The sequence below is a fragment of the bacterium genome (assembly GCA_024228115.1).
Taxonomy (GTDB): Bacteria; Myxococcota_A; UBA9160; order UBA9160; family UBA6930.
In genome coordinates this window covers 1-22,678 of sequence record JAAETT010000109.1, presented here as the reverse complement: position 1 = coordinate 22,678, position 22,678 = coordinate 1, and the positions used below count along the sequence as shown (strand labels likewise).

The window sequence follows — 22,678 nt, the reverse complement described above, 5'->3', positions numbered from 1 at the left end:
CTGCTGTTGGCGGCCGTGCTGATCGTGCTGTGGAGCAGGCTCCTCAGCACCGGGACGCTCCAGAACCTGGTGTAGGCTTCGCGAACCCTCGAAAGGAGGTGCCTCGTGGAGAGCGTCCTGATCACCGGTGCGAACTCGGGTATCGGCCGTGCGGCAGCCGTTCGCCTGGCCGAATCCGGCTACCGGGTATTCGCCGCCATGCGCAATACCAGCAAAGCCGAGAAGCTGCTCGATCTCGCGAAGCAGGCCGGCTGCGAGGTCCAGCCGGTCGAACTCGATGTCTGTAGTGACGCGAGTGTGAAACGCGGAACGGCGCAAGTACTCGCAGAGGCCAGCCAGATCGATGTCTTGATCAACAACGCGGGGATCGGCTGGAATGCGTCGGTCGAGGACATCGACATCGACGAGGCGAAGCTCGTCTTCGAGACCAACTACTGGGGCGTGATCCGCTGTACCCAGGCCGTCCTGCCGGGCATGCGCGAGCGCGGTGCGGGACACATCGTCAATGTCAGCTCGGTCGCAGGCAAGATCGCCGCCCTGGGTCAGGTCATCTACTCCTCTTCCAAGTGGGCCCTGGAGTGTTTGAGCGAGAACCTGGCCCAGGAGACCGCGCCCTTCGGCATCCGCGTGAGCGTGCTCGAGCCCGGCGTCGTACGCACGGCGATTCTGCCCAAGAACATCGGGCATCCGGTGCCCACGGTCTACGAAGCGGCCTATCGCCGCATGCTCCAGTTCTACGCCAAGGGGATCGAAGCCGCGGTCCCGGCCGACGATGTCGCGAACACGATCGTCCAGATGCTTCGTGATCCGGACACGCCGTTCCGGACCACCTGTGCATGGGGCGGCGATGAGCTGAGCCTCGGCCGTGCGAAGGTCTCGGACGCGGATTGGATCGCACTCGGCGCCATCGAAGACGACGACGCCTACTATGCACGCTTCAAGGAGCTCTTCGGCCTGGAACTCCGGAGCGGCTAGGAGCCATGGGCACGGCGACCGGAACGATCGACCACGAGGTTCGGCTCGGGAGACACGGTTCGACGATCGTGCGCGATATTCCCGGACCGCCGGGCGCCACGGCGTTGATGCTGCTTCACGGCCTCGGCGCCACTTCGCGTCTGAACTGGGGGCCCTGTTTCAGGCCGCTATCGGAGCGCTTCCGCGTTCTCGGCCTGGATCACCGGGGGCATGGGCGCGGATTGCGAACCCGGCGTTTTCGCCTGGAGCAATGCGCCGACGATGCGGCGGCCGCTGCCGCGGCGCGTGGCGTCAGCCGTTTCATTGCCGTGGGATATTCGATGGGCGGACCGATCGCTTCCCTCACCTGGCGGCGACACGCCGAGGAGGTCTCGGGGCTGGTGCTTTGCGCAACCGCCCGCCACTTCATGGCGCGAAGGACCGCACGCGCCCCCCGCTTCGGTCTCCCCCTGGCGGCCGGCATGGCGCGCCTCGCGCCCTCGGTTGCCCACGAGCGCATCCTCCAGCGAATGCTCGCGCGCATCGAACATCCGGAGCTTCGCGAACGGGTTCACAGCGAGTTCGAAGGCCATGATCCGGCCTCGGTCATCCAGGCCACCCACGCCCTGAGCGGCTTCTCCTCTCACGATTGGATCGGCAGCGTCGACGTCCCCACGGCCGTGATCGTCACCACGCGTGATGAACTGGTGCCCCCGGAGCGCCAATACAAGTTGGCCGAATCGATCCCGGGCGCGGAGGTCTTCGAGGTCGATGGCGATCACAGCGCCTGCGTAAGCCGTGCGGATCTCTTCGTGCCCGCCCTGCTCGCTGCGTGCGAGAGCGTCGAGCGGCGCAACGCGAGCGCGCGCTAGTCGTTCTTCACTTCGAAGATCCGGTACTCGACCGCCCCGGGGAGCACCTTCCCCTGGCCGATCGCGACTATGCTGTTGAGCCAGGCATAGTCCGGATGGCCGGTTTCGAAGCGCGGCGCGGTCATGAAATAGGTATCTCCGAAGTCCATTTCGCCGCCCCCACCCAGGGAGGTGAGCACCGCTTCGTTGAAGATGAGCACGCCATGGTATTGGGCGTAGATGCGGGCACCATCGTCGGTCTCGACCAGGGCACGGACGTCCAGCCGGCCGACGCCATCCGCACCGACCAGGATCCAATCGGCTCCGCTCGGCAACACCTTGCCCGTGATGCGCGAGCCACGAACCCAGCCTCCCGTGACATCGAAGACCTGGCGCTGCCCCGAAGGTACGGCGCCGACATCCACGGGCGGCTTCAGGGTCGCATGAAATGTGCAGAGTTCTTCGAGTACAGGCATCGGGTTCCCCAGCTCTGGTGTTTCGTCGCCTTGCTCTGGAAGAGCTTCAGCGTCGTTCGGGTGCGGAATCCGTCAGATCATCTGAAGCCGCGTCGAGAACCTGGCGCTCCACGTATTGCGGCTTGCGGTTGATGTTCAGATGCACCCGCCCCAGGTACTCACCGATGATACCGAGAGCCAGGAGCTGGATTCCACCCAGGGTCAGAATGGCCACGATGATGGAGGCATAGCCTGGCACCGTCGTCAGTCCGAACAAGCTGACGACGAGGTAGATGCCGCCGAGCCCGAGACCCGCCCCCGCGGCGACCACGCCGAGCCAGGAGACGACCTGGAGAGGGAGCAGAGAGAAGTTGGTGAGCATGTTCAGTGACAGGAGCAGAAGCTTGGAAACCGAGTAGCCCGACGCGCCTTCCTGGCGCGCCTCGTGCCGAACCGGGGCGGATCCGATGCGGTTCGTGTTCCAGGCGAACAGGCCATCCAGGAACGTGAAATTCAAGGAGTAGGTGAACACACTCCGGGCCAGCTCGCTGCGCATTGCGCGAAACGAGGTGAACGTGAACGCGACCCCGAAGAGTCGTCGAAAGACGCCCGTCACCAGCGAAGATCCGAGATTGCGCCACCCTTTGTGCTGGCGCTGCTCGTAGGTTCCGTAGACGAGATCGAATCCGCCTTCCTCGAGCGCCTGGACGAGTTTGAGTACTTCCTCGGGCGGATGCTGGAGATCGTCATCGAGGGTGACGAGCAAGGCGCCGCGGGCGCGCCGCAAGCCAGCCATCAGGGCGTTGTGCTGCCCGAAATTCCGCATGAGCTGGACGCCCACCACGTGCTCCGGGTGTTCCTCATGGAGGGAGGTGATCACGCTCCAGACGTCGTCGGGGCTTCCATCATCCACGAGCACCAACTCATAGGAGCGGCCTTCCCCGTCGAGAACGCGCGTCAAGCCTTCGACGAGTGGGCGAATCGTGTCCCTGGAGCCGTAGCACGGGATGACGACGGAGAGTTCGACGGGGGTGCTCATCGCATGCGATCCAACCAGAAGTGATAGGCTCGCTCGGGCGTGCCAGCTTCGTAGCCGAATGATCCGAAGAGACCACGGGCCCCGTCGTTTTCGAGCTGGGTCAAGAGCTCTGTCTGACTCGCGCCACCGGCCTCCATTGCAGCTTCGGCGGCGATGACCAACGCGCTGGCCACCCCTCGACCCCGGGCGGCTTCGACTACACAGGCGAGCCCGAGCCGGCCGGTTTCCGCGTCGGGGCGCACGACGGTGATCAGGCCCAGGGCAGCACCGTCCTCGTCACGGGCCACCAGCACCTGCTCGGCGATCTCGCCGCTCAGGGAGCGTTCGAGCCAGATCTCGTAGAGCCTGACGAACGCGTCCTCCGAAATGTCCGGGTCTACGTGGAAACGGGAGTGGAGGCCGACAAGAGGTGCGAGGCGTCGAAGCTCGTCGGAAAGAGGCACACAGCGAAGACTCTCGATCACCAGATCGTCGCTTCGTTCCTTCCGCCCGTGGGCGAGACTCTTGCGAAGGAGCACACTGGCCGGGAGAACGCGGCCACCAAAACGCGCGAGGATCTCCTCCGGAATCTCCTTCTCCATCGACCGCATGCAGTAGACGAGCCGAAGGCCCGCCTTGGATGCCTCGCGCAGATCGGACTCCAGCTGGGCGAGCGGAAGGTCGCCCGGATCCACCCGGGCCACGGGAAAACCGAAATGCGCCGAATCCCACTCGAGCGGAACGATCACGAACGGGTCTCGAAGAACTCGCGCACGGCGTCGATCACCTCGTCCTGGTCGTCGGCGGAGAGCTCGAAGTAGAAGGGCAAGCGCAACAGGCCGCCGGCCATTTCCTCCGTAACGGGCAGATCGCCCTCCTTCCACCCATATCGTCGCCCCATCGGAGCCAGGTGCAGGGGGACGTAGTGAAAGACCGCAAGGATTCCGTGCTGCTTGAGGTAGTCGATCAACGCGCTCCGGGTCGGCGTATCCGCCAACAGGATCTGGAACATATGGTAGTTGATCTCGCAGGCCGGTGGCGTCTTCGGGAGGCTGAACGCTCCGGCGGCAGCGAGTGGCGCGAGCCCATCCAGATATCGCTCGTAGATTTCGCGGCGCCGCTGGGTGATCAGCTCCATCTGTTCCAACTGGGCCAACAGGAAGGCGCAGGAGAGTTCGCTAGGCACGTAGGAGGAACCGTGATCCACCCATGTGTACTTGCCGATCTCGCCCCGGTTGAAGGCCTGACGGTTGGTTCCCTTGTCTCGAATGATCTCGGCGCGTGCCACCAGCTCTGGATCGTTGATGCAGAGGGCTCCCCCCTCGCCGCAGGTGAAATTCTTGGTCTCGTGAAAACTGTAGGTACCCATGTCACCGATCCCGCCGAGCGGCCGACCACGATAGGTGGCATTCACGCCCTGGGCGGCGTCCTCCACTACGCGCAGCCCATGCCTCTTGGCGATCTCCATGATCGGGTCCATCTCACAGGACACACCTGCGTAGTGGACGACGAAGATGGCGCGGGTTCGCGGGGTCACCGCCTCTTCGATCCGGCTCTCGTCGAGGTTGAGGGTATCGGGACGTACATCGACGAAGACCGGGCGCGCTCCGCTCTGCACGAAGCAGTTTGCTGTCGAAACGAAGGTGTAGGAGGGAAGGATGACCTCATCCCCCTCCTCCAGCCCGCACAGCAGGGCGGCCATCTCCAGTGCTGCCGTACAGGAAGGCGTCATCAGGACGCGATGCGAGCCGGAGAGACGCTCCAGAAACTCGGAACACTCTCGCGTGAAGTGCCCATCCGCAGCAATGTTGCCCAGGGTCACGGCCTGAGCCATGTAGCGAAGTTCATTGCCGACAATGAAGGGCTTGGCGAAGGGAATTCGATACATCTGCGAACCGATCAAGGAGCCTACCACATGCGTTCGCTTGCCCTACCCGGTATCAGGGCCGACGCTTCGCGACGGTGAGGATGCTTCCCCCGACGGGCAGGCGGGTGCCGCGACGGATCGCCCACTGCTCGAAAGCCTGCTGCTTGGCCAGGCCCCAGCCGAGCAGCCCCGTCGGAGCACGATGCTCCCGTGCCTCCTGCTCCCGCGCATCGGTACCGCGCAAACCGACCAGGCTGGGCAGGGTGCGAAGCAGCAGGATCGGGATCGGAAGCAGCACGAAGAAGCACGTCTGGTAGAGAACCTCGAAGCCTGCACTCTCCAGGAGGCGCTTCGACCCGCTCCGCGTGTAGCGCCGGTGATGCCCCGCGTACTCGTCCTCTCCCGACCAGAGCCAGGGGTAGGCTGGAAACGTGAGGTAGACATGTCCCCCCGGAATCAGCCTTCGTGCCAGGTCGCAGAGAAAATCCCGGTCGTCTTCGATGTGTTCCAGCACGTCGAACAACCCGGCCGCCGGAAGCGTGCCGGGCTCGATCCCCGTGTCTTCGAGGGTCGAACAAGCGACGCTGCGCACACCTCGGGTGCGGGCATTCGCGGCCCCATCCGGACCGGGTTCCAGGAGCACCGTATCGAAGCCGGCCTCCTGGATGGCCAGAGCGACGACTCCGTTGCCCCCGCCCACGTCGAAGAGACTCCCTGCCGGGGGGTAGGCACGCAATGCCTCCAAGATGCAGGCGTTTCGGTGCCCGAACCAGAACGAGCCCGCGGATTCGATTTCCAGACATGTCTGGTTTCCCGCTTCCGGATACGAGAGCGACGCCGTGACCGGCGAGACCCAGATCCCGTCTTCTCGCAGCTGCAAGCGAGGTGCGAGCCGCGCGAGGTCCGTCATGAGGCGACCCGAGACGCGTGCGATCTCTGGCGGCTCCAGACGGCCAGGCCGCCGAAACCGAACAGCGTGGCCAATGTCAGTGCAGCTCCGACGCGGAAGCTCGCCGGACGGTATTCGAGCACCAAGGTCTGCTCGCCTTCTGGAAGCAAGACTCCGAGAAGACCCCGATGAGAGTAGACGAGGCGGGCTTCCCCACTCACGACTTGCCAGCCGGGCCAGTAGTTCTGGTTGATCACGACCGTCCCGCCGTCACCGCGAACGGAGAACGACAGGCGATTCGGGCTGACGGAATGGCCCAGCAGCTTGCTCCCGGGCCCGACCGAGATGATCTCGGCCCCCGGGTATTTCGGGTGTTCGAATGGGATCGCGCGATGAGGCCACGTGAGCGGGAAGCCCTCGCGTGCGACGCCGGCGTTCTCCAGGACAGCGGGGAAGACCGCGGTGGGCACGTTCGGCCAGAGCGGATAGAGCGCGGTTTGCTTGTAGATCTTCCGATAGGGCGACAGGTCATGGTGTCCGAAATCGGCCCGGCGTTCGATGTTCATGGGAGGTACGGAATAGGCCACCTTGTAGACCGGGGCGTTGACCAGGAAGAGATCGATCGCCACCCACGCGATGGTCGCGATCGCCAGGCCTGGCCCTGCCTTGGCCAGCCCTGCCGAGCGACTGACCGCCTGCAAGCCCGCACCCGCCAGGATTCCGATGCAGAAGAGAGGCAGGATTCGCAGACGCATCGGAACCATCATCGAATCGAAGCCCGGCAACTGGTGAAGCAGGGCCCACAGATCGATCGGCAGGGTTCCTCCGAGACAGACAAGGAGCATCAGCACGAATGACACGGCGATGGGAACGACACGGACCGGCCGTAGAGCCGCGCCTACCCCCGCGAGCAACAGGGGCAAGATTCCGACATAGCTCCCGACGTTGAGTATGAAAGGCATCCACAGCTCCTGCCGATGAGCTTGATCCCGCGAAAGAAAGGCCTGGTAGAACAGGTCGATGGCGGTCGGAACGAAGGGCGCACCGTAGTAGTTGTTGACCGAAGCGGTCTTGCGCGGAAAGAGCGCGACAGACTCGGCGACCGGTACGATCTCGATGGCGGCCAGGCCGAGCGCGACCCCGCCGAACGCCGCTACGGCGATCAAAGGCCTCAAACTGCGTTCCTGATGGGACAACCCGATCGCGTAGATGCCGACGAAGAAGGGAACGAAGAGGTAGTGGTAGGCGCCACCATCCAACCAGGAGAACGCCAGGAAAAGGCCACCGGCCCCGATCGTCAGAAGCTGGAGCCGTTGCACGGAGCCGTGCAATGCGACCAGGATGAACGGAACCCAGGCATAGCCGATCCAACCGATGTGCCCGTGGGCCAGGTGTTGGGCGAAGGCACCTCCCCAGGAGAAAACCAGCGCCGCAAGGATCGCGGGCATGGGATCGAGACGGATCCGGCGGGCGAACAAGAAAGTCCCGACCTGCGCAATGAGCAGGTAGATCCAGATGCAGACCTTGAACCCGAGGACGGTTCCGAACGCGAGCATGGGAAGGAAACTCGGGCTGAACGTGCTGCTCATCGGGTTGCCGATCAGCGATCCCCCGCCGCCCATCCACGGATTCCAGAGTGGCAGTTGCCCGAAATCGAGGAGGCTGCTGCGAGCCGCTTCGACCAGGGAGGCCTGGAAATCCCAATCCCAGATGCCCCAATTCAGATGCTGCCTCCAAAGCCAATGTAGAAAGACCGCATTCGCAAGCGCTGCAGCTGCGATGAGCAATGCCCCGCTGGCCCGTCCCAGACGGCTCGATCCCGTGGTCATCGCTTCCGTCATGGGTGGTTCGATCCTGCGCAGCCATCCGGCCGGATGAGTCCGTTCAGAGTGCGGAACGGAGAGACATTGCCCCGCCGGCAAGAGCTGGCAGAAGGCCCTGGGGCAACCGGGCGGCTCCCATGATAGCTTCGCAAAATGCCGGATGGTGGAGCTGGAGCGGCGAGGAGTCGGACCAGAAGGATGGCCTTCGGGCTGGGGACGCTCACCCTCCTGTGCATCGCTGGCGTCATGGCCTCGCCACGACCCGCTGATACGACACACCGCGACATCCTCCTCATCACCGTCGATACCCTCCGCCCGGATCACATGGGCCTGTATGGATACGCTCGGCCCACCACGCCGCATCTCGACGAGTGGTTTCGTGAGGGGCTCGTCTACGAACGCGCATACTCAGCCGAAGCCAACACCCCGGTGAGCGTCACCAGCTTTCTAAGCGGGCAATTGCCTCAAGAGCACGGTGTCCGGATGTTCTACCAGCTCCTTCCGGACGGGGTCCCGCTGATTCCCGACCTCCTGCCCGACGCCTACCAGAGCGCCGCGTTCGTCTCGAACACCGTACTCACCGATGAGGCGATCGGTTTCGCCAGCCATTTCGACCACTACGATGATTTCGTCGGGGATAGGGAGGGTATACGCAACATCTACCAGCGAACTGCCGAGGATACGACGACTGCGGCTCTCAAGTGGCTGGCATCGAAGCGCGACCCGAATCGCCCGCTCTTTCTCTGGATTCACTACGTCGACCCGCACGGCCCCTACGATCCTCCTCCGAGCTGGAAGCGAAGCTTCCGCCATGACACTCCGATCGAGATCGACCTCAACCGGGTGCTCAGCTACCAGCGCATCGAGGGCGTGACCGACGGTCTCACCTACGTCGACCTCTACGACGAGGAGATTGCCTACACCGACCGTGAAGTCGATCGATTCCTGCGAGGATACGGAGAGCGCCGGAAGATCGACGACGCGCTCGTCGTCTTCACCGCCGACCATGGCGAGAGCATGATGGAGCACTTGGCTTGGTTCAAACACGGGTATCACGTATGGGATGAGATCGTTCGGGTTCCTCTCATGCTGCGAGGGCCAGGTGTCCGCCCCGGTCGATCCAAAGCGCTCAGCTCAGGGATCGACGTGTTCGGGACCATCCTGGGTTTTTCCGGCATCGACGTTTCGGGCCGGGGCCATGACCTCCTCAAACCGGACGAGATCCCCCCTGGAAGGGAGGTCTACACGGAAGCGACCTGGAAGAAGAACCAGCGCCGGGCGGCGATCGTCGGCGCGATCAAGTGGGTCGTCATCCTGCCGATCGGAGGAGGGCAGCCGAAAGGTGGTTTCTGGCTCGATCTCGAGAAAGACCCCCACGAGCTGAAGAAGCGTCCGTGGCCGACCGGAATCACACCCGCCGAAAGCTTGTTCGCGTTGATCCGCTCGGATCCCGACCCGGGCGGCCTTCCGGATGCCTACGCGAAGGGCCGGAAACTCTCGGCGCCGAAAGTCGCGCCAGGCGTGAACGAAGAACAGATGGAACGGTTGCGGGCGCTCGGCTACGCGGAATAGAGCAGACTCGATCCGAATGGGCCTCGTTGGTGGACCGCGACGACCTGGACGAGGATCGTGAGGCGCCGTTGATCATGCATTCCCTTCGCTCCTCTCGAAGTACTCCTGGATCCGGTCCTCGGCTGCAGAGCCGAAGAGAATGCGACAGGCCTCCATCAGACCGGGCGCATTCCGGATCATCTCGGTCCTCTCGATGAGTGCGATCTTGCTTCGGCGCCTGAGGAAGTCCTCCAGCTTGACGATCATCTCTCGGCGAGCGGCGTGGTGGATCTCGGCGCGGATGTACTCGGTCCCCTTGATCAGTACCTCGGCCATGGCCGGCTCCTCGCGGATGTCTTCGAGCAACCGCAGAGCGCTGGCGCCGTAGCGCCGCCAGAGACGCGTACTCAGCAGCTCCGAGGATTCGGGCGCCGTCATCGCATCGAGGCGCATGAGGATGGCCTGATGAAAGTACTCGCTGCGCACCTCGTCCGGCGGTTCGCCGTACCAAGGCATGCCGCGGTAGGGAAGCGCCACGCCAAGCTCACTCACGAGTTCGGCGACTTCTTCGCCAACGTTCAGGCAATCCGTGAGCTTGCCACCGAAGATGCTGATGTGGCTCTCCTCCATGTTCGCCTCGATCGCGTGCTTGCGTGAGAGCGAAGTCCAGTCCCCCTCGTCGCGGTCGTGCCCCTCTACCTCGATGACCAGGGGTCGCACACCGCAGCGTTCCGCGATGATGTCGGCCTCCGTAAGCGGCTTCTCGAGATCGAGGAGCCGATTCGCATTGTCGAGAATGAAGCGCCGGTCTTCAGGCGTGATTTCGGCCGGAAGCTCTTCCACGCGGGTATCCGTCGTGCCGATGCAGGACTTCGGACCCATCGGCAGGATGAAGAAGAGGCGCCCGTCATCGGCGAAGAACGTCAGCACCCGGGTGATGGGAGTAATCCGGTCGACCAGGAGATGCACGCCCTTCGAGAATACGTGGCGGTGGGCTCCCGTCTGATGGGTGAGCGTGTTGTGGGCGTCCACGTATGGGCCGCACGCGTTCAAGATGACCTTCGAGCGGATCTCGAACTCCCGGCCGGTTTCGAGATCGCACGCCTGAGTCGACCAACGACCATCCTCCGAACGGGTCGCACCTCTGGATTCGACGTAGTTCGCGACGATGCCGCCGTGGTCGATCGCGGCGCGGATGAAGTTGAAGACGAAGCGCGCATCGTTGTCGACCAGATAGGCGTCGGAATATTCGAAGCCTCCGGCCATTCCTTCGAGATTGATCGTCGGCTCCTCGGCACGAATCTGGGCCTTGCTCAGCAATCGCGGGCCCCGCGTAGAGAAGCTTCCCAACAACCAGTAGATGAGGGTCCCGACATACAAGCTGAGGCGCCCCCAGCGGAAACCCGCCGCAAGGGTCGTGAAGAAGCGCACCTCCTTCACGCTGGACGGATACGTGCGGATCAGCTGATTGCGCGAGACGCAGAGTTTCCGCACGAGCCCGAACTCGACGCTCTCGAGATACTTGATCCCGCCCCAGACGAGATTCGAGGATTCCTGGCTGGTCTCCCCTGCGAAATCGCCCCGATCGATCAGCGCGACGCGGGCGCCCATCGTGGTGAGGGCCGAAGCGCAAACCGCGCCGTTGATGCCGCCGCCGAGGATCAGCACGTCATGATCGCCCCCAGCGAGCTTCTCGATGTTGTTTTCTCGCAGACTCATGACCGACGGCAATGTAGCGGGCAGATCCGATACCCTCTCCCCCGCCTTGAAAACCCTCCCGGTCGCCACCAAATTCGCCTACGGCCTCGGACAAATCGCGGAAGGCATCAAGTCGCGAGGCTTCGACTACATCGTCTTCTTCTATTTCACCCAGGTGCTCGGCCTCTCCGGCGCTCTGGCGGGAGCAGCCGTCGCCATCGCCCTGGTCTTCGATGCCGTAACGGACCCGGTCGCGGGTCATGTCTCCGACAACTGGAAATCCCGCCTCGGACGGCGACACCCCTTCATGTATGCGGCGGCCGTGCCCCTTGGTTTGTGCTGGTACCTGCTGTTCTTCCCGCCCGAAGGCCTGGGGCAAGCCGGCTTGTTCGCGTGGTTCCTCGTGTTCGCGGTCCTCGTTCGCGGTTCGATGACGATCTATCACGTACCGCATATGGCGCTCGGTGCGGAGTTGAGCGACGACTACGCGGAACGCACATCCGTCGTCCAGTGGCGAACCTTCTCGGGAATGCTCGGGGCACTCTGCGTCATCGGCTTCGGGATCTGGCTCTTCTTCCCCGAGACCCCCGAGTTCGCCAACGGCCTGCTCAACCCCGAGGGCTACCCCGCATTCGCCACCTTCAGTGCCGCCATCATGTTCTTCACGATCTGGTACTCCGCCTGGGGCACGCGGAAAGAGATCCCGCATCTTCCGGGTCCGCCCGCCGAGAGCCATCCCTTCTCGCTTCGCGCCACCTACCAGGAGTTCCTGCTCGCCTGGCGGAACCCCTCCTTTCGTTCGCTCTTCGTCGGCTTCTCTCTCTTTGCTATTTCGATCTCGATCGGCAACACCCTGGGAACACACCTGAACGTGTTCTTCTGGGGCTTCGGAACGGGCCAGATCTCGACGTTGATCGCACCGACCGCCGTTGGCTTCGTGATCGGTGTCGCGGCGTCGGGCGTCCTGCACCAGCGCTTCGACAAGAAGCCGGCGTTGATCGCCGCCTGCATCGTCTCCGGCGTGCTCAGCCATGTCGCCGTCCTCGGCCGGATGGCCGGAGCCATGCCGCCCACGGGTTCCGCGTTGCTCTTCCAGACGGTCTTCGTACTGCTCTTCGCCATCGGCGCGGCCGCCGGTGTCGGCTACACCTCGGCGGGGTCGATGATGGCCGACGTGGCCCAGGACCAGTTCAACCGTACCGGCAGGAACCAGCAGGGGATCCTGTTCGCAGCGGTCGCGTTCTCGGGAAAGCTGGGCTCGGCGGGCGGACACTTCCTGGCGGGTGCCGGGATCGACCTGATCGCATTCCCGCTACAGGCAGATCCGGCCAGTATCGCGCCCGCTCTGATCCAGCGCCTCGGGCTGCTCAGCCTGGTGGCGGCCCCCGTCGCGGCCGCAGGAATCTGGGCCTACACCTCCTATCGGATCGATCGCGTCTCCTACGAGGCCTCGATGCGCGCCGTCCAGGATCGCTAGCGAATCGTGGGGGGCGGTTGGCAAGCCTTCCGAAGTTCCCGCAGACTTTGTCGTTCAGGGCACAAAGGGGAACAGGGATGAAGCCGCTTTGCGGAATGCGCGTAGTCGATCTGGCTGACGAAAAGGGTGAGCTTTGCGGCCGGCTGCTGGCAGATCTCGGTGCGGAGGTCATCCGCCTGGAGCCCCCGGAAGGTGCCCTTTCCCGAAGTCTGCCGCCCTTCACACCGGATGGTCGGACGAGCCTCTACTTCGCCGTGCGCAACGCCGGCAAGCGCGGCGTCGTCGCAGACCTGGAAACCGAGGCTGGTCGCGAGCGGCTACATGGGCTCCTGGACGATGCCGACGTGCTGATCGAATCGACTCAACCAGGCACCCTCGCGCGCCTCGGCCTCAGCGCCGACGCACTCCGGAAACGGCACCCGGGATTGATCATCACTTCGATCACCGATTTCGGGCAGGACGGTCCCTACGCAACCTATCAAGGAACGAATATGGTGGGCGTCGCCATGGCAGGCATCCTCCACCGCGCCGGTATCGCCGAGAAGCCGCCGGTGATGATCCCGGGAAGCCTCGCCTACGACGTCGCCGGAATCGCAGGCGCGGTGGGCAGCTTGCTCGCGCTCCTGAAGCGCATGAAGACAGGCGTCGGCCAACACATCGATGTCTCCACGATGGACGCGACGTCCGGGCTCAGCGACTGGTCCCTGCCGAACTACTCGCTGAACCCAAACCTCGGGCACCGCGCTGGCACGGGCATCTACACGCTCTACCAATGCGCCGACGGTTTCATCCGCATGATCATCCTGGTTCCCCGGCATTGGCGGGCTCTGAAGGACTGGGTCGGGAATCCCGAGGAGATCGAGGATCCGAAATACGACCAGTTCATCAACCGCCTGGTGGACCTGGACAAGATCGTGCCCGTGCTCGAGCGCTTCTTCGCGGACAAGAAGAAGACCGAAATCGCCGTGGAGGCCCAGCGTCGCGGCATCCCCGCAACGCCGCTACTACGGCCGAGCGAAGTTCTGGAGAACGAGCATACGACGGCACGAGGAACCTTTCGGAAGCTGTCCGTCGCACCAGGGATCCTGGCCTCGGTAGCTTCGGGATTCGTTTCCATCGATGGGGAACGTGCGGGGCCGGAGACCGGCCCACCGGAACTCGGTGAGCTGGGGGAGAGCGGCTGGACGGAATCTGCGGCGCGCCAGGAATTCGAGACCCTCCTGACGCGCAGCCCCTGCCCTTCCGCTGCTGGCCAGCCCCTCGAAGACCTCCGTGTGATCGATTGCGGCATTGGCGCGGTCGGCGTGGAAGTCGGGCGGCTCTTCGCCGAATACGGCGCCGACGTCATCAAGATCGAATCCAGTGATACACCCGACTTCATCCGCGTCATCATCAGCAGCTACATGAACCCATCCTTTCTTTCGTCGAGCCGCAGCAAGCGAAGCTTCGGGGTCGACTTGCGAACGGAGAAGGGGCGCGCACTTGTGGCGCAGCTCGTGCAGAAGGCCGACGTCTTTATCGAGAACAACGGCACGGGCGCCATGGAGAAGATTGGCCTCGGCGCCGAGCAGCTACGCGAACTGAACCCTCGCATCGTCAGCTTCTCGAGTCAGAGTGTCGGCAGCCACGGACCCTGGAAGAACTGGATTGGCTACGGCCCGAATACCCATTCCGTGAGTGGCCTCCAACACCTGTGGAATTATGAAGAAGACGAGGAGCGCCCGGCAGGCTCGACGGCCGTGCATCCAGACCACCTGGTGGGGCGCCTTGGAGCCATGACGGCTCTGGCCGGACTGATCCTTCGGGAACGAACCGGAAGGGGCTCCCACCACGATGTGGCCCAATTCGAAACGCCGATCGGCCTGATGTCGGACTTGTTCGCCCTCGAGAGCCTGGCTCCCGGCAGTGTTCATCCCGCCGGAAACGCAAGCTCCCGCGGTGCTCCGTGGAGCTGCCTCCCCTGCGAAGGCGAGGATGAGTGGTGCGTCATCAACGTGCGCTCGGACGCCGAGTGGCAGCAGCTTCGGAAGGCCATCGGCGATCCGCCCTGGAGCCACGACCCGGCCCTCGATACGGCGGAAGGGCGAATCGAAAGACGAGTTCACATCGATGAACAGCTCGCAGCCTGGACGAGCGAACGAGAGCCTCGCGTCGTCATGGAGACTCTGCAGGAGGCCGGCGTGCCGGCGGGAATCGTCGCCCATCCAGGCCACCATCTCTCGGATCCGCAGCTCCTGCACCGCGGCTATCAGAAGCTCGTCGTGCAACCGGATTACGAGGCCGTCATGCTCGAGGGCCCCTCATTCCTCGGCAGTGATCTACCTGAAGTCATCACGGAACCGGCACCATTGCTCGGCCAGCACACCCGCGAAATTGCCGCGGAGCTGCTCGGGCTGTCAAAGGCCGAGATCGAGGCGTTGATCGATGAGAACGTGATCGAGGACCCCCCGAAGGAATTCAAGATCCTTTGAGCAAGGTCTGGATCTAGGCCTCCCCCTTCGGCATCGTACCCGCCCATTCATGATCCCAGAGGAGTCAGCATGAAGCTCGGCCTCATCCCCGTGAACGTCGGCCCGGACCGCCCCGAAGCCATCGTCGGCCTGGCCCAGAAGGCCGTGAACGTCGGCCTCGAATCCGTTTGGACCTTCGAACATGCGATGGTCCCGACGGACTACCAATCGAAGTACCCGTACAGCGCGGACGGGAAGATGGGAGCCACCCCTGAAACGAGTTTCATCGACCCGCTGATTGCGCTGACGCTCGTCGCAGCCCACACGGAGAGCCTGCGCCTCGGTACGGGCGTGAACATCCTCCCCCAGGCGAACCCTCTCCTCTTGGCCAAGCAGGCTGCCAGCCTCGACCTCGTTTCGAAGGGTCGATTCATGCTAGGCGTCGGAATCGGATGGCTGAGGGAAGAGTTCGACGCCATGGGGGTCCCCTTCGAACGCCGCGGTGCGCGCTTCGACGACTACGTGTCCGCCATGCGCAAGGTGTGGAGCAAGGAGGTCGTTGAACACGAGAGCGATTTCCTGCATTGGACGGGCTTCAAGAGCCATCCGAATCCCGTCCAGGACCCCTTCCCGGTGATCATCGGAGGCGTCAAGGGCAAGGCCTTCGAGCGTGTGGCGAAATACGGCCAGGGATGGTTCGCCCCGACACCGCAGCTCGATGTGCTCGAGAGCCAGCTCGAGAAGCTCGGCGAGGCCTGCGCTGCCGAAGGGCGCGACCTCTCGAGCGTGGAGGTCACGGCGATGTGGTTCCCGGCCCTGGGCCTCGATTCGATTGCGAAGTTCACGGACCTGGGCGTCGAGAGACTGGTGATCCCGGTTCCGGCGCTCGGTCAGGGCAACCCCGTCGAGAACCTCGACAAGCTCGGAAACGACGTCATCGCCAAGCTCTGAGCCAAAGCTGGGACGGAACAGCCGAATTCCGCGGCGCGACGATCAATTCGACCAGTAGATGTACTCGTCGTCGTGCGCATCGGGTTCGGAGAGATCCTTGTCGATGTTGATCGGGAACGATCCCTGGCTGGGCCAGATCGAAGGCATCTGTTCGGCGTTGTGCGCTGCCAGAGCCGCCTTCAACTGCGCGACTTTCTCCGGATGACGCGCCGAGACCCCAGCCGGCGGTTTTGCTCAAGATACTTTCCTTCCGTCGGACGGGCTGAGGGCAACGGGTAGCGAACGACGTAATTTGACAGCTATAGTGTCAAATCTTATCCCGCCGGGAGACAGCATGACAACCACCGAATCCTCTCTCGAGGCTTTTCGCCAGGAGTTCGCCGAGTGGCTCCAGACGAATTGCCCCGCTTCCATCCTGAAGGGCGCCGAAGCCACGCCGACGCAAGCGGATCGCGACGCTTGGCTCGCCGCCGTGGCCGAGCGTGGATACACGACCCCCACCTGGCCCAGGGAGTACGGCGGCGGTGGCCTCTCCAAGGAGGAGGTGAAGGTTCTCCATCAGGAAGTCGGACGCGCCGCCAGCTACATGCCGATCGTGAGCTTCTTCGGGACGGCCATGCTGGGCCCGGTACTGCTCGAATTCGGCAACGAGGAGCAGAAGCTCGAACACCTCCCGAAGATCACCAGCGGTGAGATCAACTGGTGCCAGGGCTACAGCGAGCCCGGCTCGGGCTCGGACCTGGCCAGCCTGCAGACGCGCGCCGTTCGGGAAGGAGATCAATTTCTCATCAACGGATCCAAGATCTGGACGACCGGAGCCAACCACGCCGATTGGATGTTCTGCCTGGTGCGCACGGATACGGAAGTGCCCAAGCACGACGGCATCAGCTTCATCCTCTTCGATCTGCATCAGCCCGGCGTGACGATCTCGCCGATTCAGTTGATCAGCGGCGAATCTGATTTCTGCCAGGTGTTCTTCGAGGATGTGAAGGCCGACGCCCGCAATCTCGTGGGAACGCTGAATGGCGGTTGGACCATCGCCAAGAGGCTGCTGCAGCACGAACGCCAGATGCTCTCCGGGGCTCCTGCGGAAAGCAGCGAGACGACACCCCGACGCAAGAAAGACAAGAGCGCGAAACGAGAGGCTCCCAGGAGCGCACTCGCCGAAACGGCCCGCGGCTACCTTGGCGGTCAGGACGAGCGGCTCCCGGAACCGGCCTTGCGCGATCGCATCGCGCAACACGAGCTCGACAGTCTGTGCTTCGGGCTCACCCTCATGCGAAGCGGCCAGCAGGCCAAGGCGGGACAGGGCCCAGGGCCGGCGACCTCGATGTTCAAGCTCTACGCGAGCGAGCTGAACAAGCGCCGCTCGGAAATCCTCATGTCCGTGCGTGGAACCGATGGCATGGGATGGAGCGGCGAAAGCTTCGCCCCCATCGACCTGCTGGAAACGCGGGGCTGGTTGCGATCGAAGGGCAACTCGATCGAAGGCGGGACCTCCGAAGTCCAGCTCAACGTGATTGCGAAACGCGTCCTTGGCCTGCCCGACTGAGCTGATCGCGATGAATCCGAACGACGAGGACCCTGCATGAGCCTGGTATTGACCGAAGAACAAGAACTGCTGAAGGAGACCGCCGCGGAGTTCCTCCGTGAGCGCGCTCCCGTGACCCATCTGCGGGAGCTACGCGATCGCGAGGATACGGTTGGATTCTCGAGGGAACTCTGGAAGGAGATGGCCGCCCTCGGCTGGGCGGGAATTCCCTTCGAAGAAGCCTTCGGCGGCGCTGATCTGGGCCTCGCCGAGCTTGGGGTCGTGCTGGAAGAATGCGGACGAACCCTGGCGCCCTACCCCTTCCTCTCCACGGTCGTGATGGGCGGAGGGCTGGTCGCGGCAGGCGGAACCGATGCCCAGAAGCAGGCCATCCTGCCCGGCGTTTGCGCGGGAGAGGCGATCCTCGCGTTGGCCTTCCAGGAGACCGGGCGTTTCGCGCCCTACGCCATCGCCACCAAGGCCGAAGCCAGCAGCGATGGCTTCAAGCTCTCGGGCGAGAAGGTCTTCGTCCTCGACGGGCACGTGGCCGACCACTTGATCGTCGCAGCGCGCACTTCCGGCAGCGCCGGCGACCGAGACGGCTTGACGCTCTTCCTCGTCGACGCTGGCACGGAGGGCTGTGAGGTCATCCGCACCAACACGGTCGATAGTCGCAACACCGCCCGCGTTCGGCTCTCCGGCGTCGCCACCCGGAAGGACGCCGTGTTGGGTGAAATCGGGGCTGGCGCTGACCTGCTGGACGGAATCTTCGATCGTGCAACAGCAGCCGTCTCAGCCGAACTCGTGGGGATCAGCACAGAGGTGTTCGAGCGCACCGTCACCTACCTGAAGACCCGGGAGCAATTCGGGGCCCTGATCGGAACGTTCCAGGCGTTGAAGCATCGAGCCGCCCATATGTTCTGCGAGGTCGAGCTATCCCAGGCGGTCGTTCTCGACGCGCTCCGGGCGCTCGACGAAGACCGGCCCGGAGCCAGCCGACTGGTGAGTGCGGCCAAGGCTCGCTGCTCCGACACGGCCAGTCTGGTCACCTGCGAAGGCCTGCAAATGCATGGTGGGATCGGGATGACCGACGAGGAAGAGATCGGCCTGTTCTTGAAGCGGGCGAAAGTTGCGGAGCTCGCTCTTGGCGACGCTGCCTACCATCGAGATCGGTTCGCCCAACTGACGGGCTTCTGATCGGGACGCCTGAACCGCTTGCCCCCACACCGGTCGCGGGGATACGATCCCGATCCATGGCAAGGCGAGTCCTTCTCCTTCTTCTGGCCAGCGTCCTTTGCTCAACGACATCCTGGAGCGCAGAGCCCGCTCCAGGACAGGCCGGTGACAAGCCCGATCTGAATGGCATCTGGCAGGTCATGAACCGGGCCAACGATGGCCTCGAGGCCCATCCGGCGAAGGCCTCCCATGCTCTTCGGGAGGGCCCGCGCGGCCCGCTGCCGGCCAAGGAAGTCGTGGCCCTCGGTGCAGTCGGCGCGGTCCCTGCGGGCCTCGGCGTCGTCGTCGGTGGCGAAATCCCCTACCAGGAAGCGGCCCTGAAGAAGCGGGCGGAGAACCGGACGAACTGGCTTTCCCGAGACCCGGAGATCAAGTGTTATCTGCCGGGCATTCCCCGGGCGACCTACATGCCCTACCCCTTCCAGATCCTCCACAACAAAGACGCGATTTTCTTCGCCTATGAGTACGCAGGAGCCGTACGGCACATTCACATGGAGGATCCGGGGCCTGCACCCATCGATTCCTGGATGGGGCAATCGACCGGAACCTGGGAAGGCGAAACGCTCGTCATCGAAACGACGGGGCAGAACGACCAGACCTGGCTCGATCGCTCCGGCAACTTCCACAGCGAGGCGCTGCGGGTGATCGAGCGGTTCACGAAGACGGGCGCGAACACGTTGCAGTACGAAGCCACCCTCGAGGACGCGAAGGTCTTCACCCGTCCCTGGACGATTCGCATGACCCTCTACAGGCATGTCGAGCCCGACGCGAAGCTGATGCAGTTCAACTGCGTGGAGTTCGTGGAGGAACTGCTCTACGGACACCTGCGAAAGCACCCACTCGAATGAAGGGGACGCTCACGCATCCGTGCCGGATCGCGGCAGTTTCGATCCTCGCAACGATCCTGCTGGCGAAGGCTGCGCCTGGGCAGACCGCGTGGACACTTCCGCGGATGGCCGACGGGGCTCCGGACCTGCAAGGCACCTGGACGAATGCCACGATCACCGGCCTCGAGCGTCCCGACGGCATCGACGCATTGGTGCTGACACCCGAGGAGGCGCGCCAGATCGAGGGCCGGACCAAGGACTTCTTCGACGCCGTCGATGAGGTACCCGAGGGAGATCTACCGGCCGGGGAGGACGTCGGCGGCTACAACACCTTCTGGATGGACGCCGGCAGCCGACTGGCCATCGTCGACGGCGAGATCCGCAGCTCGCTCATCGTCGAACCCGAAGATGGCAAGATTCCCTATTCGTGGCGGGGGATGGCGAGCCTCGCGAAACAGTATTGGCGGCTTCGTAATGCGGACGATCCGGAGTCGCGCCTGCTCGGGGAGCGCTGCCTGGTGGGATTTGGCTCGACCGGAGGCCCGCCCATGCTTCCCGTGCTCTACAACAACCACTACCAGATCGTGCAGTCGCCCGGTTTCGTCATGATCCTGGTCGAGATGAACCACAACGTGCGGATGATCCGGATCGGCGGCAGCCATCTACCGGCGAACATCCGTCCCTGGCTGGGCGATTCGGTCGGGCATTGGGAAGGGGACACGTTGGTTGTCGAAACGACGAACTTTCATCCCGGCCAGGGCTTCCGGGCCTCGCTCCGCCACCGGCTCTACATGTCGGAAGATGCGAAGGTGGTCGAGCGGTTCACGCGCGTCGGTGAACACGAGATCCAGTATGAATTCGAGGTCGACGATCCGAGCGTCTTCAAGCAGGCTTGGAATGGCGAGATCCCCTTCCTCGAAGCAGACGGACAGATCTACGAGTACGCTTGCCACGAAGGCAACTACTCCCTCTCGAACATTCTTGCGGGCGCCCGAGCCGAGGACTGATGGCATGCAATCTCCTGCTCCGATCCTTCTCCTAGCAGCCTCCCTGGGCTCGCTCGCCGGAACCGCTGCCCAGGCCCACCACGCCTTTGCTGCGGAGTTCGACAGGAACGCACCGGTCTCGTTGGAAGGCAAGGTCACCAAGATCGAATGGATCAACCCGCACGCCTGGATTCATCTGGGCGTCCCCCAGGCCGACGGCGGCACGATCGTCTGGATGGTCGAAGGCGGCACGCCGAACACACTGCTGCGAGCGGGCTTGAACAAGAACACCCTGAGCATCGGTGAAGAGATCGTGGTGCGGGGATATCAAGCCAAGGACAAGGCCTGCAAGCCGGCCTGCAAGGCCAACGGCAAGGACATCACCTTCCCGGACGGACGAAAGATCTTCATGGGATCGTCGGGGACCGGGGCACCACGGGATGGAGCCGACCCCCGAGAACCCGAGCGCCGCTAGGAAAAGCCGATCCAACGATCTGCAGCTGCCACCGTCAACCACATCGCGATCGAAGCCATCCCCAGGCGTCGCGCGTTCAGGGAATGCATGCCGGCTCGGCGAACCACCCGGTTGCGCAGGCCGAACGTGAACGGCAACGCCAGGGCGAGGGCAGCCATCTTCACCCAGAACGCCTGGCTGTAGTAACACTTGATCGCTTCCGACAGGAAGAGCGGGATGCCGGTCGCGAACAGGATCCCAATCGCAGCGACCAGCCAGGGGCGTGTCTGCTGCTCGACATAGGCGACAGTCTGGTCTCGGAGACCGAAACCCAGGAGCCGTAGATCGAGCACGAGGACGGCGCCACCGAGCATGACCAGGCCCAGGAGATGGCCGGCTTCGACCACCGGAAAGAGCCAGAGCGAATCCCGGATGGCAACCCCGGGAGGAAGCTGCTCGAGCCAGTCGAAGACTTCGAACAGGCTCATCGGCTAGGGGAGATCCACGGGACAGCCAGCAGCCCAACTCACGAAGGCGGACTGTCCACGATCACAATCGAACCAGTCGTAGGCGATCATTCGGCCGGTCACGGTCACCGTCACCCAGGAAAAAAGCGAAACTGCGCCGGCCAGGCGGGCCCTCGGCGGCGGCGTGGGATCTCGATCCCAAGCCGCCACGGTCCGATTCATGTGCCGGTGGAAGGTGACGACGCTGACGCCCGCCACGACCAGCATGATCATCTTGATGCGAAAGAAGATGCTCAAATAGCTACGAACGGGAATCGCATAGAACAACAGGACGCCAGTGACAGTGACGACCCCGAAACCGGCAACCGTCCAGGGAATGATCCGGGCCACGACCTCCGAGACCGGCACGTCGCGAAGCGTCCACCCGAGCAGGCGTAGATCCACGAACAGGACCGTCCCAACGAAGAGCAGCAAGGAAAGGACATGGGTGGTTTCGACAAGGGGATACATGTAGAGCGACTCGTGAAGGTCGATGCTCCAACGGGTCGAGGCCAGCCATTCGCAGAAGGGCAAGAGAGAGATCGAAGACAAGCCTACTCGCCCTGGATCCAGTACTGGTCGTGACAAGCAACGCACGCAACGTAGAGTTGCCCTCCCGCGTCGAAGAGTTGGTCGGCGTCCTTCAGTTCGGCCGCACGCATCACGAGTTCGCCCGCCCCGCGGAGCGCCTTGGCGTAACCGACCCAGGCCGGCCCTTTCGCGCGATCCGGGAACATCAGGAGATTGCCGGCCTCCGCAACGATCGCCGCGTTGGCACGAACCCGCTCCCAGTCTTCATCGCTCGTGGGTGCAAGCTCGATTCGACCCTCGGCCGTGATGATCGTCCCCGCGGAATCCCAGATGACATCCGTCGCCGGATCCAGGATCCATTTCATGACCTCCCGGGCGTCCGCGTAGGATCGGTAGGATTGCGGCGCCTCGGAAACTGGTGCCGTTCGGCACCCCGCGAGCGCGAGTGTGAGAAACGCCGTCAACACCATGCGATGGGCCATCCCTGTTGGCGATCACGAGAAACCGTAGAAATCTGATCATCTAGCCGTGGTCGCGCGCGAGTGCTGGTTTCTCGTCAGAACGGCGAATCGGTGTCGGTCGGATCGGTGTCGAGTTCGCGATCGAGAGCCGCGAGGTAGTGT

General features: G+C 63.7%; 21 protein-coding genes and 1 pseudogene. 11 read left to right on the top strand and 11 right to left on the bottom strand.

All coding sequences use genetic code 11. The annotated features are described in order from the left end of the window. Positions 1 to 105: 105 nt before the first annotated feature. Both GY937_05765 and GY937_05760 read left to right on the top strand, forming a co-directional pair. Positions 106 to 975, top strand: coding sequence for an SDR family oxidoreductase (locus GY937_05765; GenBank protein MCP5056219.1), 870 nt, complete (start codon positions 106 to 108; stop codon positions 973 to 975). Positions 976 to 980: 5 nt separating this feature from the next. Next, positions 981 to 1,826, top strand: a complete 846-nt coding sequence (locus tag GY937_05760) for an alpha/beta hydrolase (GenBank protein MCP5056218.1) — start codon at positions 981 to 983, stop codon at positions 1,824 to 1,826. Here GY937_05760 and GY937_05755 read toward each other — a convergent pair. Genes GY937_05755 through GY937_05730 form a run of 6 tightly spaced genes read right to left on the bottom strand, consistent with a single transcriptional unit; the run spans position 1,823 to position 7,875 of the window. Next, the gene (locus tag GY937_05755) at positions 1,823 to 2,281 is read right to left on the bottom strand and encodes a DUF3237 domain-containing protein (GenBank protein ID MCP5056217.1); all 459 of its coding nucleotides are present in this window, start codon (positions 2,279 to 2,281) and stop codon (positions 1,823 to 1,825) included. The two genes, GY937_05760 and GY937_05755, sit on opposite strands and share 4 nt — an antisense overlap. 46 nt (positions 2,282 to 2,327) lie before the next feature. Beyond that, positions 2,328 to 3,299: a glycosyltransferase family 2 protein gene (locus GY937_05750; protein MCP5056216.1), complete on the bottom strand. Its 972-nt coding sequence runs from the start codon at positions 3,297 to 3,299 to the stop codon at positions 2,328 to 2,330. Beyond that, positions 3,296 to 4,027 (bottom strand): GNAT family N-acetyltransferase, encoded by a 732-nt coding sequence (locus GY937_05745; protein MCP5056215.1) that lies wholly within the window; start codon positions 4,025 to 4,027, stop codon positions 3,296 to 3,298. Before GY937_05745 ends, GY937_05750 begins: the two co-directional genes overlap by 4 nt. Continuing rightward, positions 4,024 to 5,166, bottom strand: a complete 1,143-nt coding sequence (gene rffA, locus GY937_05740) for a dTDP-4-amino-4,6-dideoxygalactose transaminase (protein MCP5056214.1) — start codon at positions 5,164 to 5,166, stop codon at positions 4,024 to 4,026. Before rffA ends, GY937_05745 begins: the two co-directional genes overlap by 4 nt. 52 nt (positions 5,167 to 5,218) lie before the next feature. Beyond that, a complete protein-coding gene (locus GY937_05735) occupies positions 5,219 to 6,055 on the bottom strand; it encodes a class I SAM-dependent methyltransferase (GenBank protein ID MCP5056213.1) in 837 nt (278 codons plus the stop codon). After that, on the bottom strand, positions 6,052 to 7,875 hold the full coding sequence (locus GY937_05730; protein ID MCP5056212.1) for a hypothetical protein: 1,824 nt from the start codon (positions 7,873 to 7,875) through the stop codon (positions 6,052 to 6,054). Before GY937_05730 ends, GY937_05735 begins: the two co-directional genes overlap by 4 nt. Before the next feature lie 180 nt (positions 7,876 to 8,055). On the opposite strand from GY937_05730, the gene GY937_05725 reads away from it, so the two are divergent. Then, positions 8,056 to 9,429: a sulfatase gene (locus tag GY937_05725; GenBank protein MCP5056211.1), complete on the top strand. Its 1,374-nt coding sequence runs from the start codon at positions 8,056 to 8,058 to the stop codon at positions 9,427 to 9,429. A 72-nt stretch (positions 9,430 to 9,501) separates the two neighbouring features. Here the strand turns inward: GY937_05725 and GY937_05720 are convergent, their stop codons facing one another. Then, positions 9,502 to 11,127 (bottom strand): glycerol-3-phosphate dehydrogenase/oxidase, encoded by a 1,626-nt coding sequence (locus GY937_05720; GenBank protein MCP5056210.1) that lies wholly within the window; start codon positions 11,125 to 11,127, stop codon positions 9,502 to 9,504. 46 nt (positions 11,128 to 11,173) lie between these two features. Here GY937_05720 and GY937_05715 point away from each other — a divergent pair, with 46 nt between their 5' ends. The 3 genes from GY937_05715 (at position 11,174) to GY937_05705 (ending at position 15,984) form a co-directional block, all read left to right on the top strand. After that, entirely contained in the window at positions 11,174 to 12,583 is a 1,410-nt protein-coding gene (locus GY937_05715) for an MFS transporter (GenBank protein ID MCP5056209.1), read from the top strand. 77 nt (positions 12,584 to 12,660) lie between these two features. Next, entirely contained in the window at positions 12,661 to 15,054 is a 2,394-nt protein-coding gene (locus tag GY937_05710) for a CoA transferase (GenBank protein MCP5056208.1), read from the top strand. A gap of 69 nt (positions 15,055 to 15,123) precedes the next feature. Continuing rightward, a complete protein-coding gene (locus GY937_05705) occupies positions 15,124 to 15,984 on the top strand; it encodes an LLM class F420-dependent oxidoreductase (GenBank protein MCP5056207.1) in 861 nt (286 codons plus the stop codon). Positions 15,985 to 16,026: 42 nt separating this feature from the next. On the opposite strand, the gene GY937_05700 is transcribed toward GY937_05705, so the two are convergent. After that, entirely contained in the window at positions 16,027 to 16,167 is a 141-nt protein-coding gene (locus GY937_05700; GenBank protein ID MCP5056206.1) for a hypothetical protein, read from the bottom strand. Positions 16,168 to 16,318: 151 nt separating this feature from the next. On the opposite strand from GY937_05700, the gene GY937_05695 reads away from it, so the two are divergent. From GY937_05695 to GY937_05675, 5 genes and pseudogenes are all read left to right on the top strand, one after another. Continuing rightward, positions 16,319 to 17,536 (top strand): acyl-CoA dehydrogenase, encoded by a 1,218-nt coding sequence (locus tag GY937_05695; GenBank protein ID MCP5056205.1) that lies wholly within the window; start codon positions 16,319 to 16,321, stop codon positions 17,534 to 17,536. A gap of 36 nt (positions 17,537 to 17,572) precedes the next feature. Next, on the top strand, positions 17,573 to 18,712 hold the full coding sequence (locus tag GY937_05690; GenBank protein ID MCP5056204.1) for an acyl-CoA dehydrogenase: 1,140 nt from the start codon (positions 17,573 to 17,575) through the stop codon (positions 18,710 to 18,712). A 56-nt stretch (positions 18,713 to 18,768) separates the two neighbouring features. After that, positions 18,769 to 19,599 carry a hypothetical protein gene (locus GY937_05685; protein MCP5056203.1) on the top strand — a complete coding sequence of 277 codons (831 nt, stop codon included), beginning with the start codon at positions 18,769 to 18,771 and terminating at the stop codon, positions 19,597 to 19,599. After that, positions 19,596 to 20,585 carry a hypothetical protein gene (locus GY937_05680; protein MCP5056202.1) on the top strand — a complete coding sequence of 330 codons (990 nt, stop codon included), beginning with the start codon at positions 19,596 to 19,598 and terminating at the stop codon, positions 20,583 to 20,585. Before GY937_05685 ends, GY937_05680 begins: the two co-directional genes overlap by 4 nt. Positions 20,586 to 20,652: 67 nt before the next feature. Then, positions 20,653 to 21,039, top strand: a pseudogene (locus GY937_05675) (hypothetical protein). Here GY937_05675 and GY937_05670 read toward each other — a convergent pair. Genes GY937_05670 through GY937_05660 form a run of 3 tightly spaced genes read right to left on the bottom strand, consistent with a single transcriptional unit; the run spans position 21,036 to position 22,537 of the window. Next, the gene (locus GY937_05670) at positions 21,036 to 21,506 is read right to left on the bottom strand and encodes a hypothetical protein (GenBank protein ID MCP5056201.1); all 471 of its coding nucleotides are present in this window, start codon (positions 21,504 to 21,506) and stop codon (positions 21,036 to 21,038) included. The pseudogene GY937_05675 and the gene GY937_05670 sit on opposite strands and share 4 nt — an antisense overlap. Positions 21,507 to 21,509: 3 nt before the next feature. Further along, positions 21,510 to 22,076 (bottom strand): hypothetical protein, encoded by a 567-nt coding sequence (locus GY937_05665; protein MCP5056200.1) that lies wholly within the window; start codon positions 22,074 to 22,076, stop codon positions 21,510 to 21,512. Positions 22,077 to 22,078: 2 nt separating this feature from the next. Then, positions 22,079 to 22,537, bottom strand: coding sequence for a cytochrome c (locus tag GY937_05660; GenBank protein MCP5056199.1), 459 nt, complete (start codon positions 22,535 to 22,537; stop codon positions 22,079 to 22,081). Positions 22,538 to 22,678 lie beyond the last annotated feature (141 nt).